Source organism: Curtobacterium sp. PhB172, assembly GCF_003752545.1.
GTDB lineage: Bacteria > Actinomycetota > Actinomycetes > Actinomycetales > Microbacteriaceae > Curtobacterium.
Genome location: NZ_RKIF01000009.1, coordinates 156,405 through 172,249, shown reverse-complemented (window position 1 = coordinate 172,249; position 15,845 = coordinate 156,405). Strand labels below are relative to the sequence as shown.

Sequence of the window (15,845 nt, the reverse complement as noted above, 5' to 3'; positions counted from 1 at the left end):
AACACGACGGCGTCTTGCGATGCCCTGGACGCACGGAACGACGGACGGGAGGCACGGTGCCAGCTGGCACGGTGCCTCCCGTCCGCAGATCCGCCCGTTCAGGGCGCGACGGTCACGTCCGTCAGGACGACGACTCCCAGTCCGCCGGGCCGCGCGAACCGGCGCGGTACTCCTCGAGCGGGACCTCGTCGGCCTTCCAGGCCTTGACGACCGGCTCGACGATCTCCCAGCAGCGCTCGGCCACGTCGCCGCGGATCGAGAGCAGCGGGTCGTCGTGGAAGATGCCGTTCAGGACCTCGCCGTAGGGGGTCAGCTCGCCGTCGCTGAACGACGACGACAGGGTGACCTGGCCCATCTCGAACGGGTTGCCGCCGCCGTTGGCCGAAACGGTCAGCTCGATCTCGTCCGGGTTCAGGACGATGCGGAGCGTGTCTGCCTTCGGGCGACCGCTCAGGCCGGAGGGCAGGCGCGTGACCGGCTTGAAGGTGATCAGCACCTCCTTCCGGCTGTTGCCGAGTGCCTTGCCGGACCGCAGCGTGAACGGGACGCCCTTCCAACGGGCCGTGTCGACCTCGACCGAGATCTCGGCGAGCGTTTCGGTGCTCCGCGACTTGTCGACGCCGTCCTCGTCCTGGTACGACGGCAGCTCCTTGCCGTCGATCGTGCCGGCCGTGTAGACGGCGCGGCGCGACGCGATCTTCGGGTCATCGCCCTTGAGCCGCGTCGAACGGAGCACCCGGGCGAGGGACGAGCGGAACTCGACCGCGTCGATGTCCGCCGGGGCGTCCATCGTCACGATGCCGAGGATCTGCAGCAGGTGCGACTGGATCATGTCGACCATCGCGCCGGCCTCGTCGTAGTACTGGGCGCGGTTCTCGAGACCGAGGGTCTCGTCGTAGAAGACGTCGACCTTCTCGATGTTGTCGGCGTTCCAGATCGGCTCGAACAGGCGGTTCGCGAAGCGCAGACCGATAATGTTCAGGACCGTGGTGCGTCCGAGGAAGTGGTCGGTGCGGTGCACACGCTCTTCCGGGACCAACTTCAGCACGGTCTCGTTGAGGGCCTGGGCGCTCGCGACGTCGGTGCCGAACGGCTTCTCGAAGGCGAGGGTGGTGCCGGCGGGGAGCTCGACCTGCTGCAGTGCCTCGCAGATGTCGGAGGCGATCTGCGGGGGCAGGGCGAAGTAGAGGATCGGCTCGGCCTCAGCCGCGTCGAGCAGTGCCGTGAGGTGCTCCGGGTCGGTGGGGTCGCCCTGGATGAACTGGGTCGACGCGAGCGTGGCGTCGACCTCGGGTCCCTTGACGTCCTGCGACGCGAAGGACTTCGTGACGATGTCCTTCCACTGCTCCTCGCTGCGGGCGCTGCGGCCCGTGCCGATGAGCTGGACGGGAACCGCTCGACCGCTCTGCAGGAACGTGCCGAGGCCCGGCAGCAGCAGGCGGGAGGCGAGGTCGCCCGTCGCGCCGAAGATGATGAGGGTGCGCTTGTCGGTCACCTGAGGTGACTCCTTTCGCTGTGGTGGGAGGTCCGCTCCAGTCAAGCCGCGGGCGGGCCCGTTTGTTCCGGATCGGGGACCGGAGATCGTGGGGCGCTGTGGTGTGCAGCGCCGAGTCGTGCGCTGCGTCGGCAACGCCGGGTCGTACTGGGCCTGGACGCACTTCGGGCGGCACCGGATGTGGTGCCGCCCGAAGTGTCAGGTGCGTTGCAGCGTCAGGTCAGTGCCCGAAGTTGCCGCGGTAGTACTCGTAGACCCAGCCGACCAGGGTGACCGCCACCAGGGCGAGTCCGATCGGGACGATCCACAGGCCGGCTGCGACACCGAGGAAGCAGACGGCGACCGCTGCGGCCAGCAGGATGGGCCACCACGACCACGGGCTGAAGTGCCCGAGCTCGGCGTCGCCGTCCTCGATGTTGGCGTCAGGGCGGTCCTCGGGCAGCACGCCGCCCTGGGACGCCATGACCTTGCCGAGGTAGAAGGCGATGAACGCGGACATGATGCCGGTCAGGCCGATCGCCACGGTGCCGACCCACTCCGGGTGGCCGTAGTAGAGCAGCGCCCAGATCGTGTACGCGGCGTCGGCGAGGATGAAGAACCCGAAGAGGATCCAGAACAGGTTGGTGTTCGCGCGCATCGGCTTACTTCACCTCGCCCTTCGCGGCGTCGTAGGTCGGGGCATCCGGGGCGTCCTTCGCGGGGCCGACACCGATCGGCACACCTGCCTCGGGGTGGTTCAGGTCGAAGGCCGGGGACTCGGAACGGATCCGCGGGATCGACGTGAAGTTGTGGCGGGGCGGCGGGCAGCTGGTGGCCCACTCGAGCGAGCGGCCGTAGCCCCACGGGTCGTTCACGGCGACCTTCGGTGCGTTCCGGGCCGTCACGTAGACGTTGAAGATGAACGGCAGGAACGAGATCGCGAGGATCATCGAGCCGATCGTCGACAGCTGGTTCATCCAGGTGAAGCCGTCGTTCGGCAGGTAGGTCGCGTAGCGACGCGGCATGCCGATGACGCCCAGCCAGTGCTGGATGAGGAACGTGGTGTGGAACCCGATGAACAGGAGCCAGAAGTGGATCTTGCCGAGACGCTCGTTGAGCATCTTGCCCGTCCACTTCGGCCACCAGAAGTAGAAGCCGGAGAACATCGCGAAGACGACGGTGCCGAAGACCACGTAGTGGAAGTGCGCCACGACGAAGTACGAGTCGGACACGTGGAAGTCGAGCGGCGGCGACGCCAGGATCACACCGGTGAGGCCACCGAACGTGAACGTGATGAGGAAGCCGACGGCCCACAGCAGCGGGGTCTCGAAGGTCACCGAGCCGCGCCACATCGTGCCGACCCAGTTGAAGATCTTCACGCCGGTCGGGACCGCGATGAGCATCGTCATGAGCGAGAACCAGGGCAGCAGCACGCCACCGGTGACGTACATGTGGTGCGCCCAGACCGTGACCGACAGGGCCGCGATCGCGATGGTCGCGTAGACGAGGGTCTTGTAGCCGAAGATCGGCTTGCGGCTGAAGACCGGGAAGACCTCGGACACGATGCCGAAGAACGGCAGCGCGATGATGTACACCTCGGGGTGCCCGAAGAACCAGAACAGGTGCTGCCAGAGCAGCGCACCGCCGTTGGCCGGGTTGAAGATCTGCGCGTCGAACACCCGGTCGAGCCCGAGGCCGAACAGCGCGGTGGCGAGCACCGGGAAGGCCATCAGGACGAGCAGCGCCGTCACGAGGGTGTTCCACGTGAAGATCGACATGCGGAACATCGTCAGACCCGGGGCACGCATCGTGATGATGGTGGTGATGAAGTTCACCGCGCCGAGGATCGTCGAGAAGCCGGTCATGCCGAGTCCGAAGACCCAGAGTGTGCCGCCGAGCCCTGGTGTGAACGTCGTGTCACTCAGTGGCGCGTAGGCGAACCAGCCGAACGAGGCCGCACCCTGCGGGGTGAGGAAGCCGCCGACCGCGATGAGCGAGCCGAACAGGTAGAGCCAGAACGCGAAGCCGTTGAGTCGCGGGAAGGCGACGTCGGGAGCACCGATCTGGAGCGGCATGATCGCGTTCGCGAAGCCCGAGAAGAGCGGCGTCGCGAACATCAGCAGCATGATCGTGCCGTGCATCGTGAAGAGCTGGTTGTACTGCTCCTTCGTCGCGACCACGTGCAGGCCGGGCTCGAACAGCTGGGCACGGATGACCAGGGCCATCACACCCGCGAGCAGGAAGAAGACGAACGACGCGATCAGGTACATGTACCCGATGGTCTTGTGGTCGGTGGAGGTGATCCACCGGACGATGATGTTGCCCTTCCGGCCCACCTTCGACGCCTGGAAGTCCGGCGAAGCAGTCTGGGTCGGTTGGCCGACGAAAGACGTTGTCATCTGACGAGCCCCTACTTGTTCTCGCTGGACGCCTCGACCGGCGCCTTGTTGTTCGGTTCGTTCGTGTTGGTGTTGTACTCGTCGCCGAGGAGCCCGACCTTGCCCTGGTCCTTCAGGGTGTCGAGGTAGTCCTGGTACTGCGCCGGCGTGACGACCTTCACCTGGAAGAGCATCAGCGAGTGGTACTCACCGCAGAGCTCCGCGCACTTGCCCTGGTACGTCCCGAGCTTCTCCGGGATGAAGTACTCCCAGTTCGTCTTGCCGGGGAGCATGTCCTTCTTGTACAGGAAGTCGATGATCCAGAAGGAGTGGTCGACGTCGCGCGACGAGAGCTCGATCGCGACCTTCTTGCCCTGCGGCAGGTAGAGGGTCGGCAGCTGCGACTCGTCGATGGCGCCCTTGGCGTTCTCTTCTTCCTGGGCCTGGATGCCCTGGTAGTAGACGCTGTCCTCGGGGTTGTCCTTGTTGATGTAGTTGAAGTCCCACGCCCAGCGCTTGCCGTACACGTGCACGGTGGCGTCGGGGTCGTCGAACGGCTTCTCGATCGCGGCCTGGTCCTTCGCGGTGAAGGCGAAGAAGCCCAGCACGAGGATGAGCGGCACGATCGTGTAGAAGATCTCGAGCGGCATGTTGTAGCGCATCTGCACGGGCAGGCCGGTCTGGCCCTTCCGGCGGCGGTACACGATGGCGGCCCAGATGATCAGGCCCCAGACGATGAGACCGACGGCGAGGAGCACCACCCAGCTGGTGGTCCACAGGCCGACGATGCGGCTCGTGTGGTTGGTGACGTCCTTCGTCTCCTCCGTGCCGGGGAGCCATCCGTTCATCTGCTGCTGCGTGCAGCCAGCCAGTGCGATGACCAGACCGACGGCCACCGGGACGGCCGCCCAACGTATACGGCGATTCGAACGCACTGTTACCTCTCGCAAAAGACGTGAGCCCGGAGCCGAACCCGCCGAGCCGCACGAAGGCGACACTTGGCTGGCTCCCAGCTTGATTGGAACACTCCTAGCTTACTCGCAGCTCGGTACCGCTCGCGCACACCCGACACGCTCATCGCCGCGATCCGCACTCCTGACCGGCCGTTTTTCCCGGTCACACTGCGACAGCATCCCCCGACGAACGCGAGCGGGGAGCGACCGTGTCGGTCGCTCCCCGCTCGCGTGTCGGATCGGCTGGTGATCAGTGGAAGCTGTCACCGCACGCGCAGCTGCCCTGCGCGTTCGGGTTGTCGATCGTGAAGCCCTGCTTCTGGATGGTGTCCTCGAAGTCGATCGTCGCGCCGTCGAGGTACGGGACGCTCATCTTGTCGACGACGACCTCGACCCCGTCGAACTCGGCGGTGACGTCACCGTCGAGCAGGCGCTCGTCGAAGTACAGCTGGTAGATCAGACCCGAGCAGCCCCCGGGCTGGACGGCGAGGCGCAGGCGCAGGTCGTCGCGGCCCTCCTGCTCGAGGAGACTCGCCACCTTGCCGGCCGCGGCGTCGCTCAGGAGGACGCCGTGCGAGGCCGCCTCGGTCACCGGTGCGTCGGTGGTGATGGTGTCGCTCATCGCGCGTCTCCCTCCGGGCGGTGCGGTTCACCGCGCCTGGCGTCGATTGTAAGCACCGTCAGCTGCGCGTCGCGAGCCTGGCGAGCAGGATCGCCTCGGACGCGATGGCCCGGTGCAGGACGCCGAGGTGCTGCGACTCGTTCGGGCTGTGGGCGCGGGTGTCCGGGTCCTCCACCCCGGTGACCAGGATCTGGGCCTCCGGGAACTCTGCCGCGAGGTCCGAGACGAACGGGATCGAGCCGCCGATGCCCTGTTCGACCGCCTCGGCACCCCAGCCCTCGCGCATGGCCGTGCGGGCCTCCTGGACGGCCCAGCCGGCCGTGTCGACGAGGAAGCCGTCGCCGCTGTCCGGCTCGGAGATCTCCATCCGGGCACCGAAGGGCACGTGTGCCCGCAGGTGCCGCTCGACGGCCGCGTACGCCTCCGTGGCGGGCTGGCCGGGTGCGACCCGGACCGAGACGCGGGCGGAGACGGTCGGGAGCAGCGTGTTGGAGGCGTTCGCGACGCTCGGCACGTCCATGCCGGTCACGGTGATCGACGGCTGGAACCACATGCGGGACAGGACCTCGCCGGTGCCGATCGGTCGGACGCCCGCCACCAGGGCAGCATCGACGGCGAGTTCGTCGTCGGTCCGTGCCGGGACGTCCGCCTCGTACGAGGTGAGCCCGTCGACGGCGACCGAACCGGCGTCGTCGTGCAGCGACGCGAGCAGCTTGACCATCGGGATCATGGCGTCCGGCGCCGCTCCCCCGAACATCCCGCTGTGACTGGCGTGCTCGAGGGTCGTCAGGGTGAGCTTGAAGGTGACGTTGCCGCGGAGCGAGACCGTGATCGACGGCACGTCCACCGACCAGTTGTCGCTGTCGGCCACCACGATGACGTCGGCGGCCAGGTGCTCCTTCTGCTCACGCAGGAAGGTGCGGAACGACCGGGAGCCGAACTCCTCCTCACCCTCGACGAACAGGACGACACCGAGGTCGAGGTCGTCGCCGAACTGCGCGTGGATCGCCCGGAGCGACGCGATGTGGGTCATCACGCCGGCCTTGTCGTCCGAGGCGCCGCGACCGTACAGCCGGTCACCGCGGAGGGTCGGCTCGAACGGCGGCGTCTCCCAGAGGGCGTCGTCGCCCTGCGGCTGCACGTCGTGGTGGGCGTAGAGCATGACGGTCGGCTTGCCGTTCCGGGCCGGGCGGACGGCGAGCACCGCGGGCTGGCCGAGCTCGAGCGGTTCGTCGTCGCTGATCGCCGAACGGATGATCTCCACCTGGTCCTCGGCGAAGACCCCGGTGCTCAGCGCCAGGTCCGCCACGGCACGCGCGCTCGCGAGCACGTGCGACTCGTCGAACGCCGACCACGACACCGACGGGATCCGCACCAGCGCGCACAGATCGGCGATCGTCGTGGGCAGTGCACCCTGCACCTGTTCGCGCAGGGCGTCGAGGAGAGCGGGGTCGGTCGCGGAGCTGGGCTGTGCGGTGTCGGTCATGCCCGGTAATCTAGAGGACGATCCCGCACGCACAACGCCGTTAGGAACGCACCGTGGCGAAGGCAGCCCCCAAGACCAACACGACCGTGAACCCCACCGAGGAAGAACTCCTCGAGCAGGGCAAGGGCCGCCCGACGCCGTCCCGCCGTGAGCGCGAGGCAGCGAACCGCCGCCCCCTCGTCGGCAACGCGCCGGTCGACAAGAAGGCCGCCCGCGCGCGTCTCAACTCCGACCGCGAGCGTGCCCGGGTCGGTATGGCCAACGGCGAGGAGCGCTACCTGCCGGCGAAGGACCGCGGTGAGCAGCGTCGCTTCGTCCGCAACTGGATCGACGCGCGGTGGAACGTCGGCGAGATCATGATGCCGGTGCTCGTGCTGTTCCTGATCGTCGGGTTCGCCGCCTCGCAGACCGCGATCGCCTCGTACTCGCTCCTGCTCGTGTGGGCGTTCGTCGCCCTGTTCGTGATCGACTGCGTGGTCCTCTGGCTCTCGATGCGTCGCAAGCTCACCGCCAAGTTCGGCGAGATGCAGCGCGGCACGTTCCTCTACATCCTGACGCGGGCGTGGCAGCTGCGGTTCCTGCGCCTGCCGAAGCCCCAGGTCAAGCGCGGGGAGTACCCCGCCCTCTGACCCCAGCGTCGCTGTCCCGAAGCGCCGTCCGGCCTCGCCGGGCGGCGCTTCGTCGTTCCGGCGTGCGCGGGCTGCGCGGGCTGCGCTGGCTGCGCGGGCTGCGCTGGCTGCGCGGGCTGCGCGGGCTGCGCGGCGAGGTTCCACGACTCGCCGCGTGCACGCCGCCGAGGTTCCACCAACGGCCCGCACGCGCGCCGAGGTTCCGAAATCTCGGACACTCGGCGGCCGCGTCCGGGCGTGGCCACGCACCGCCGGACGGGAGGCCCGTGGCGGGACCGCACCGGGCCTCCCGTCCCAGGGGTGGTCGGCGAGGTTCCACGACTCGCCGCATGCACGCCGCCGAGGTTCCACAGACGGCCACCGAGGGCCGCGAGATGCCGAGATTTCGGAACCTGGAGGGCACCGGGAACGCCGGCCGGGCCGCGCCCGCGCCCGCGCCCCCGCGCGCTCAGCGCGCGGCGCGGCGCAGCCGCTTGCGGCGCAAGCGGTTGATGCGCGTGGCCCAGCTCGGCCCCTCGTAGAGGAACGCCGTGTAGCCCTGCACCAGGGTGGCCCCGGCGTCGATGCGGTCCTGCACGTCCTGCTCGGTCGTCACCCCGCCGACGGCGATGACGCAGAACTCGGCGGGCACCGAGGCTCGGACCCGACGCAGCACCTCGAGCGAGCGCGCGGCGACAGGGGCACCGGAGAGTCCCCCGGCACCCATGGCCTCGACGTCGGCCGGGTCCGCGGTGAGCCCCTCACGGGAGATCGTCGTGTTGTTGGCGATGATGCCCGACAGCCCGAGCGACACCGCGAGGCCGGCGATGGCGTCGACCTGCTCGTCGGTCAGGTCCGGCGCGATCTTGACCAGCACGGGCGTGTCGCCTGCGGCGTCGCGGACGGCGGACAGCAGCGGTCGGAGCTGGTCGAGTTCCTGCAGGCCGCGCAGTCCGGGCGTGTTCGGGGAGCTGACGTTGACCGCCAGGTAGTCCGCGAACGGCGCGAGGCGACGCGTCGACTCGAGGTAGTCGTCGATGGCGTCCTCGACGGCGACGACCCGGCTCTTGCCGATGTTCACGCCGATGACCGGGCGGCCCGGGTTGCGTCGGGCACGCTCGAGCCGTCGGGCGGCGGCACCAGCACCGTGGTTGTTGAAGCCCATGCGGTTGATGAGCGCACGGTCCTCGACGAGGCGGAACAGGCGCGGGCGCTCGTTGCCGGGCTGGGGCTTCGCCGTGATCGTGCCGACCTCGACGTGGCCGAAACCGAGCAGGCCGAGGCCGCCGATGCCGCGGGCGTCCTTGTCGAACCCGGCGGCGAGGCCGAAGCGCGACGGGAAGTGGATGCCCATCGTCGTGATGCCGTCAGCAGCTGCCGGGCGGGAGTACCGCTCGACCAGACCGCCGACGAACGGCACGTGCGGCAGCGCCTTGATGACGGCGAACGCCAGGTGGTGGGCCCGCTCGGGGTCCATCTTGGCGAAGACCGACCGGAAGACGACGGCGTACCCGGACCGGACCAGGCCTTCCGCGACGCCGCTCACGCGCCGGCACCCGCCGGCGAGCCGGCGGCCGCAGCACCGTGGTGGTCACGGCGGAGCTGACCGATGGCGTCCTCGAAGTCCTCGAGCGAGTCGAAGGCCTGGTAGACGCTGGCGAACCGCAGGTACGCGACCTCGTCGAGCTCACGGAGCGGCGCGAGGATCGCGAGCCCGATGTCGTTCGCGTCGATCTGGCTCGAGCCGGACGACCGCACGGTCTCCTCGACCCGCTGCGCGAGCACGGCCAGGTCGCCGTCGGTGACCGGGCGCCCCTGGCAGGCCTTGCGCACGCCGGAGACGATCTTGTCGCGGCTGAAGGGTTCGGTGACGCCGTTGCGCTTGACGACGTTGAGCGACGCGGTCTCGGTGGTCGAGAAGCGTCGTCCGCAGTTCGGGCACTGTCGACGGCGGCGGATGGAGGTTCCGTCGTCGCTCGTCCGTGAGTCGACGACGCGGGAGTCCGGGTGGCGGCAGAAAGGGCAGAACATGTCGTCGCCCAGGCTATCGGTTCGTGCGCTCCGTCACGGCGGCGCCGTGCGCGGGGAGCTGCTCCTCGGTCGACAGCGCGACGATGTGCGCGGCGACCTCGTCGAGCGCGGACGCCGAGTACCGGATGACCTGCTGCGGCCGCAGGAACGTCGACGCGGACAGGCCGGAACCGAAGCGCGCCTGGCCACCGGTGGGCAGCACGTGGTTCGACCCGGCCAGGTAGTCCCCCAGGCTGACGGGCGTGCTCGGCCCGACGAACACCGCTCCGGCGGCGTCGATGTCGGCGAGCACCGCGTCGTCGTCCGCCGTCTGGATCTCCAGGTGCTCCGGCCCGTACGCGTTGCTCACGGTCGCGGCGTCGGCGAGCGAGTCCACCAGCACGATCGCGGACTGCGGTCCGTCCAGGGCGGTCTGGAGGCGCGCAGCCGTCCCGAGCACCGCCGTGCGTTCCGGGATGGCGGCTTCGACCGCATCGGCGAACGTCGCCGACGTCGTCACCAGCACACTGCCGGCCTGCTCGTCGTGCTCGGCCTGGCTGATGAGGTCGGCGGCGACGAACCCGGGGTCGGCGGTCTCGTCGGCGATCACGAGGATCTCGGTCGCGCCGGCCTCGGCGTCGATGCCGACGACACCGCGCACCAGGCGCTTCGCCGCGGCGACGTAGTTGTTGCCAGGACCGGTGACCAGGTCGACGGGCTCGAGGTCGATCGCGGGGACGCCGTACGCCAGCGCGCCGACCGCCCCGGCACCGCCCATCGCGTAGACCTCGTCGATGCCGAGCAGTCCGGCCGCGGCCAGGATCGTCGGGTGGACCGCACCGCCGTGGTCACGCTGCGGCGGGGACACGAGTGCGATCGACCGGACCCCGGCGACCTGTGCGGGCACGACGTTCATGACGACGCTCGACGGGTAGACGGCCTTCCCGCCGGGCACGTAGAGGCCGACGCGGCGCATCGGCTGCCAGCGCTGGTGCACCTCGGCGCCGTCGGCGAGGGTGGTGACGGAGCCGGCCGGCACCTGTGCGGCGCTGGCGGCTCGGACGCGGCGGATGGCTTCGTCGAGCGCTTCCCGCAGTTCGGGGGTCAGCCCGGCGACGGCCGCCGCGATCTCGGCGACCGGCACCCGGACGTTCGCCGGGGCGCCGCCGTCGAAGCGTTCGGCCTGGTCGTGCAGTGCGTCCGCTCCGCGGTGTCGGACGTCCTCGACGAGCTCGCGGGCGGCGTCGACCGCGTGCGAGACGTCACCCACGGCGCGCGGCATGAGTCGGAGGAGTTCGGCACGGGCGGGCAGGCCGCCACGGAGGTCGATTCGCTGCATCATCAGGGGACAAGCCTACCGAGGTGACGTGGGCGTCCGCCGTCCGACGAGTGCGTCGACGACCGGCCGGTGGTGTGCCACGGCCGCGGCGTCCCAGACACCGAGCAGGTGCAGTGTGGCGATGCGGAACACGAGCGCCCGGGTCAGCAGCGACGTCCATTCCGGCTCGTCTGCCTCGGCCGCAGCCCCGTGCGCGGTCCTGCCGAGGGCTGCCAGTCGCCCGACCGGGAAGCCGTGCCAGCAGACGGCGTCGACGGCAGCGATCGCCGGGCCGAACTCCGCCGGACGCCAGTACGGCGGCCAGTCGATGATCGTCGGTGGCTGCGCGTCGGCGAACAGCACGTTGCCGAGCAGGTCACCGTGGACCAGCTGTGACGGTGCTCGGACCGGCCGGAACGCCGCGGCGAGCCGGGCGAGGGTCGGGTCCGCCGGCAGCGGTTCCTCGCCCCACGCCATCCGGTCGGCACGGGCCCACGGGTCGGTGACGACGTCAGGATCCGTGCCGAGGAACGCGGGCCGCTCCAGACCGGCGATCGCCCGGTGGAAGGCACGGCCCGCCCGGATCACGTCCTCGACGCGGGACTCGTCGGCTGCACCGGGCACGAACTCCCACGCCTCCCAGTCCCCCGACCGCCAGCTGCCGTCGCGGGTGACCACGGGGCGGGGTGTCCGGAACTCGGCCGGGTGCTCGGACTCCGTTGCGTGTTCGAGTTCCGCCAGGAGGCCGGCACGCCAGTCGGTCACCGCAGCGCCGTCGTGGGGCCGGAGGACGATGCCCTCGGCACGCCAGGTCAGCCCGCGCCCACCCGCGAGCGGCACGGGCGTGGACCCGGCGACCCCGAAGGCACGCAGCACCTCGGCGCCGGGTGCGCTCCCGCCCGCTCCGGTCACGCGGTCCGCAACACCTTCGCCATCGGACGGCCTTTCGCGACCTCGTCGACGAGCTTGTCGAGGTACCGGATCTGCCGCATGAGCGGGTCGTCGATCTCCTCGATCCGCACACCGCAGATCACGCCCGTGATGAGCGGCGCGTTCGGGTGCAGCTGCGCGGCGGCGAAGAAGTCCTCGAACGTGGTCTCGCCAGCCAGGTGCCGTGCGAGCGCTGCGTCGTCGAACCCGGTCAGCCACGTGATGACGGCGTCGAGCTCGCCCTTCGTGTGGCCCTTCCGCTCCACCTTCGCCAGGTAGTGCGGGTAGACCGCCGCGAAGGGCGTCCCGAAGATCCGGTGTCCGGCCACGGTCACGCCCCCGCTACACCAGGCAGCGCGGCCCGAGCAGGCTCTTCAGCTCGCCGAACAGGTCGGGTGTCAGGTTCACCGGGAACGGCAACTCGAACGTGCGCGCGACGTCGTCCTTCAGCAGCTTCAGCCGGACCTCGGTCTCGCCCTGGTGCCGTCCGAGCACGGCCGCGAGCTCGGTCACCGTGGACGTGGTGGCCTGCCGCTCCGGCAGCGACAACGTGAGCGGGCCGGAGCCCATCGCGTCGCCGATCGCCGGCTGGAACATGCTCACCGCGTGCAGGGCCTTGCCGTCGTCGCGGACGTTCACGCGACCACGCAGGACCACGATCGAGTCGGCCACGAGCGACGGACCGAACTCCTGGTAGGTCTTGCCGAGGAACATCACGCCGATCTGGCCGCCGAAGTCCTCGATGTCGACGATGCCGTACGGGTTGCCGCTCGTCTTCGCCACCCGGTGTTGCACGCTCGTCAGCAGACCCGCAACCGTGACGGTCTCGCCCTCGACCGAGTCGTCGGCCGCGATGAGGTCGGCGATGGTGATCGACTGGTGCTTCGCGAGCTCGATCTCGAGCCCCGCGAGCGGGTGGTCCGAGACGTAGAGGCCGAGCATGTCGCGCTCGAACGCGAGCTTGTCGCGCTTGGACCACTCCGGACGGTCAGGCACCTGTGACACCGGACCGGTGGCCGGCGATTCCTCGGCGACCTCGGCGAACAGCGAGTCGAAGTCGAAGCCGACGTTGCCGTGGGCCTCGTCACGCTTGACCTTGACGGCGCCTTCGACCGCGCCCTCGTGGATCTCGACCAGGGCGCGGCGGGAGTCGCCGAACTCGTCGAAGGCACCCGCCTTGATGAGCGACTCGACGGTCCGTTTGTTCGCCGACGAGATCGGGATCTTGCGCAGGAAGTCGTGGAACGACTCGAACGCGCCCTTGTCGGTGCGGGCCTTCACGATGTCGTCGACGACGTTGAACCCGACGTTGCGGATCGCGCCCATGCCGAACCGGATGTCCTCACCGACAGCGGCGAAGAAGCCGATCGACTCGTTGACGTCCGGCGGCATGACCTTGATGCCCATGCGGCGGCACTCGTTCAGGTACAGCGCGAGCTTGTCGCGGGCGTCACCCACCGAGGTGAGCAGCGCCGCCATGTACTCGGCCGGGTAGTGCGCCTTCAGGTAGGCGGTCCAGAACGAGACCACGCCGTACGCGGCGGAGTGCGCCTTGTTGAACGCGTAGTCGGAGAACGGCAGCAGGATGTCCCACAGCATCTTGATCGCCGCGGCCGAGTAGCCGTTGTCCAGCATGCCCTTCTCGAAGCCCGCGTACTGCTTGTCGAGCTCGGACTTCTTCTTCTTGCCCATCGCGCGGCGGAGGATGTCCGCCTGGCCGAGGGAGAACCCCGCGACCTTCTGCGCGATGGCCATGACCTGCTCCTGGTAGATGATCAGGCCGTAGGTCCCGCCGAGGATCTCCGCCAGGGGCTCTTCGAGCTCCGGGTGGATCGGCGTGATCGCCTGCTCGCCGTTCTTGCGGAGCGCGTAGTTCGTGTGCGAGTTCGCACCCATGGGGCCCGGACGGTACAGGGCGATGAGCGCGGAGATGTCCTCGAAGTTGTCGGGCTTCATCAGACGCAGCAGGCCACGCATCGGCCCACCGTCGAGCTGGAAGACACCGAGTGTGTCACCGCGCTGCAGGAGCGCGTACGCCTCGGGGTCCTCGAGCCCCATGGTCTCGAGGTCGAGCTCGATGCCACGGTTGTTCTTGATGTTGTCGAGGGCGTCGCTGATGATCGTGAGGTTGCGGAGCCCCAAGAAGTCCATCTTGATCAGCCCGAGCGACTCCGCTGCCGGGTAGTCGAACTGCGTGACGACCTGGCCGTCCTGCTCCCGCTTCATGATCGGGATGATGTCGATGAGCGGATCGCTCGACATGATGACGCCGGCCGCGTGCACGCCCCACTGGCGCTTCAGCCCCTCGAGCCCGAGCGCGGTGTCGAAGACGGTCTTCGCCTCGGGGTCGGTCTCGACCACGGTGCGGACGTCGACGGCTTCCTTGTAGCGCGGGTGGTCCTTGTCGAAGATCCCGGTGAGCGGGATGTCCTTGCCCATCACGGGCGGCGGCATCGCCTTGGTGAGCTTCTCGCCCATGCCGAACGGGAACCCGAGGACGCGCGAGGAGTCCTTCAGCGCCTGCTTCGCCTTGATCGTGCCGTACGTGACGATCTGCGCGACGCGCTCCGACCCGTACTTCTCGGTGACGTACTTGATCGCCTCACCGCGGCGCCGGTCGTCGAAGTCGACGTCGAAGTCGGGCATCGAGACGCGGTCTGGGTTCAGGAACCGCTCGAAGATCAGGCCGTGCCGGATCGGGTCGAGGTCGGTGATGCGCATCGCGTACGCGACCATCGAGCCGGCACCGGAACCACGGCCGGGGCCGACGCGGATGCCGTTGTTCTTCGACCACAGGATGAAGTCGGAGACCACCAGGAAGTACCCCGGGAACCCCATCTGGTTGATGATGCCGACCTCGTAGTCGGCACGCTCCTGCACCTCGGCCGGGATGCCGTCGGGGTACCGGTAGTCCAGCCCCTTCGCGACCTCTTTCTCGAACCAGGAGTGCTCGGTCTCGCCCGCCGGCACCGGGAACTTCGGCATGTAGTTCGCCGAGGTGTCGAACTCGACGTTGCACCGCTCGGCGATGAGCAGCGTGTTGTCGCAGGCCTCGGGGTTGTCGCGGAAGACGTGCCGCATCTGCTGCGGGGACTTCAGGTAGAACTCGTCGGCGTCGAACTTGAACCGGTTCGGGTCGTTCAGCGTCGAACCCGACTGCACGCACAGCAGGGCCGCGTGCGACTTGGCGTCGTGCGCGTGCGTGTAGTGCAGGTCGTTCGTGCCGACCAGCGGGATGTCGAGGTCCTTCGCCAGCCGGATCAGGTCACTCATGATCCGACGCTCGATCTCGAGTCCGTGGTCCATGACCTCGGCGAAGTAGTTCTCCTTGCCGAAGATGTCGCGGTAGTCGGCGGCGGCCTTGACGGCTTCGTCGTACTGGCCGAGGCGCAGGCGCGTCTGGACCTCGCCCGACGGGCACCCCGTCGTGGCGATGATGCCCTCGTGGTACTCCTCGAGCAACTCGATGTCCATGCGCGGCTTGAAGTAGTAGCCCTCGAGCGACGCCTTCGACGACAGCCGGAACAGGTTGTGCATGCCCGTCGTGTTCTCGGCGAACATCGTCATGTGCGTGTACGAACCGGCACCGGAGACGTCGTCCCCACCGCCGTCGCCCCACCGCACACGGGTCTTGTCCGTGCGGTGGGTCCGGGGCGTGATGTACGCCTCGGTCCCGATGATCGGCTTGACGCCGCCGGCCTTGGCGGCCTTCCAGAACTCGAAGGCGCCGAACATGTTGCCGTGGTCGGTCACCGCCACGGCCGGCATGCCCTGCGCAGCGGTCTCCTGCACGAGGTCGCCGAGCCTGGCAGCGCCGTCGAGCATCGAGTACTCGCTGTGCACGTGCAGGTGGACGAAGGAGTCGGAATCCGCCACGGAACCTCCGGTCGAACGAGCTGCTTGCGGGACGCGAACAGCCTAACCGCGACCGCGGACAAACCCGCGCGTGTCCGAGCGGTCCGACGCCGAGGTCGCACGACACGCCGCGCACAGTCCGGCGAGGGTGCATGAACCGTCGCTCGGCGGGGCCGAAGTCAGCAGATCGTGTCCCCACGGCGGTGGAGCC

General features: G+C 69.0%; 13 protein-coding genes. 1 reads left to right on the top strand and 12 read right to left on the bottom strand.

Translation table 11 applies throughout. The features are described 5' to 3' along the window. Positions 1 to 121 precede the first annotated feature (121 nt). The 6 genes from EDF42_RS13130 to EDF42_RS13105 form a co-directional block, all read right to left on the bottom strand. Positions 122 to 1,495: a glucose-6-phosphate dehydrogenase gene (locus tag EDF42_RS13130; RefSeq protein ID WP_123340383.1), complete on the bottom strand. Its 1,374-nt coding sequence runs from the start codon at positions 1,493 to 1,495 to the stop codon at positions 122 to 124. Between the two features lie 220 nt (positions 1,496 to 1,715). After that, positions 1,716 to 2,132 carry a cytochrome c oxidase subunit 4 gene (locus tag EDF42_RS13125; RefSeq protein WP_111085768.1) on the bottom strand — a complete coding sequence of 139 codons (417 nt, stop codon included), beginning with the start codon at positions 2,130 to 2,132 and terminating at the stop codon, positions 1,716 to 1,718. A gap of 4 nt (positions 2,133 to 2,136) precedes the next feature. Then, positions 2,137 to 3,873: a cytochrome c oxidase subunit I gene (gene ctaD, locus EDF42_RS13120; RefSeq protein ID WP_173168381.1), complete on the bottom strand. Its 1,737-nt coding sequence runs from the start codon at positions 3,871 to 3,873 to the stop codon at positions 2,137 to 2,139. Positions 3,874 to 3,884: 11 nt separating this feature from the next. Further along, a complete protein-coding gene (gene coxB / locus EDF42_RS13115; RefSeq protein WP_111085770.1) occupies positions 3,885 to 4,787 on the bottom strand; it encodes a cytochrome c oxidase subunit II in 903 nt (300 codons plus the stop codon). A 268-nt stretch (positions 4,788 to 5,055) separates the two neighbouring features. Next, the gene (locus tag EDF42_RS13110) at positions 5,056 to 5,427 is read right to left on the bottom strand and encodes an iron-sulfur cluster assembly accessory protein (RefSeq protein ID WP_111085771.1); all 372 of its coding nucleotides are present in this window, start codon (positions 5,425 to 5,427) and stop codon (positions 5,056 to 5,058) included. A gap of 58 nt (positions 5,428 to 5,485) precedes the next feature. After that, the gene (locus EDF42_RS13105; protein WP_123672609.1) at positions 5,486 to 6,913 is read right to left on the bottom strand and encodes a dipeptidase; all 1,428 of its coding nucleotides are present in this window, start codon (positions 6,911 to 6,913) and stop codon (positions 5,486 to 5,488) included. A 53-nt stretch (positions 6,914 to 6,966) separates the two neighbouring features. Between EDF42_RS13105 and EDF42_RS13100 the strand changes: the two genes are divergently transcribed. Further along, complete coding sequence (locus EDF42_RS13100) at positions 6,967 to 7,542, top strand: DUF3043 domain-containing protein (RefSeq protein ID WP_260235483.1); 576 nt, start codon at positions 6,967 to 6,969, stop codon at positions 7,540 to 7,542. 448 nt (positions 7,543 to 7,990) lie between these two features. Here EDF42_RS13100 and EDF42_RS13090 read toward each other — a convergent pair whose 3' ends face one another. Genes EDF42_RS13090 through dnaE form a run of 6 tightly spaced genes read right to left on the bottom strand, consistent with a single transcriptional unit; the run spans position 7,991 to position 15,604 of the window. Then, complete coding sequence (locus EDF42_RS13090; RefSeq protein ID WP_123672607.1) at positions 7,991 to 9,067, bottom strand: quinone-dependent dihydroorotate dehydrogenase; 1,077 nt, start codon at positions 9,065 to 9,067, stop codon at positions 7,991 to 7,993. Further along, positions 9,064 to 9,552 carry a transcriptional regulator NrdR gene (gene nrdR / locus EDF42_RS13085; RefSeq protein WP_123672606.1) on the bottom strand — a complete coding sequence of 163 codons (489 nt, stop codon included), beginning with the start codon at positions 9,550 to 9,552 and terminating at the stop codon, positions 9,064 to 9,066. Before nrdR ends, EDF42_RS13090 begins: the two co-directional genes overlap by 4 nt. A gap of 13 nt (positions 9,553 to 9,565) precedes the next feature. Further along, positions 9,566 to 10,873 (bottom strand): histidinol dehydrogenase, encoded by a 1,308-nt coding sequence (gene hisD, locus EDF42_RS13080; protein WP_123672605.1) that lies wholly within the window; start codon positions 10,871 to 10,873, stop codon positions 9,566 to 9,568. 12 nt (positions 10,874 to 10,885) lie between these two features. Continuing rightward, positions 10,886 to 11,761, bottom strand: a complete 876-nt coding sequence (locus tag EDF42_RS13075) for a hypothetical protein (RefSeq protein ID WP_123672604.1) — start codon at positions 11,759 to 11,761, stop codon at positions 10,886 to 10,888. After that, a complete protein-coding gene (locus tag EDF42_RS13070) occupies positions 11,758 to 12,108 on the bottom strand; it encodes a DUF2200 domain-containing protein (RefSeq protein ID WP_123672861.1) in 351 nt (116 codons plus the stop codon). The genes EDF42_RS13075 and EDF42_RS13070 overlap by 4 nt, the downstream gene beginning before the upstream one ends. 13 nt (positions 12,109 to 12,121) lie before the next feature. After that, positions 12,122 to 15,604 (bottom strand): DNA polymerase III subunit alpha, encoded by a 3,483-nt coding sequence (gene dnaE, locus EDF42_RS13065; RefSeq protein WP_395865613.1) that lies wholly within the window; start codon positions 15,602 to 15,604, stop codon positions 12,122 to 12,124. Positions 15,605 to 15,845: the final 241 nt, after the last annotated feature.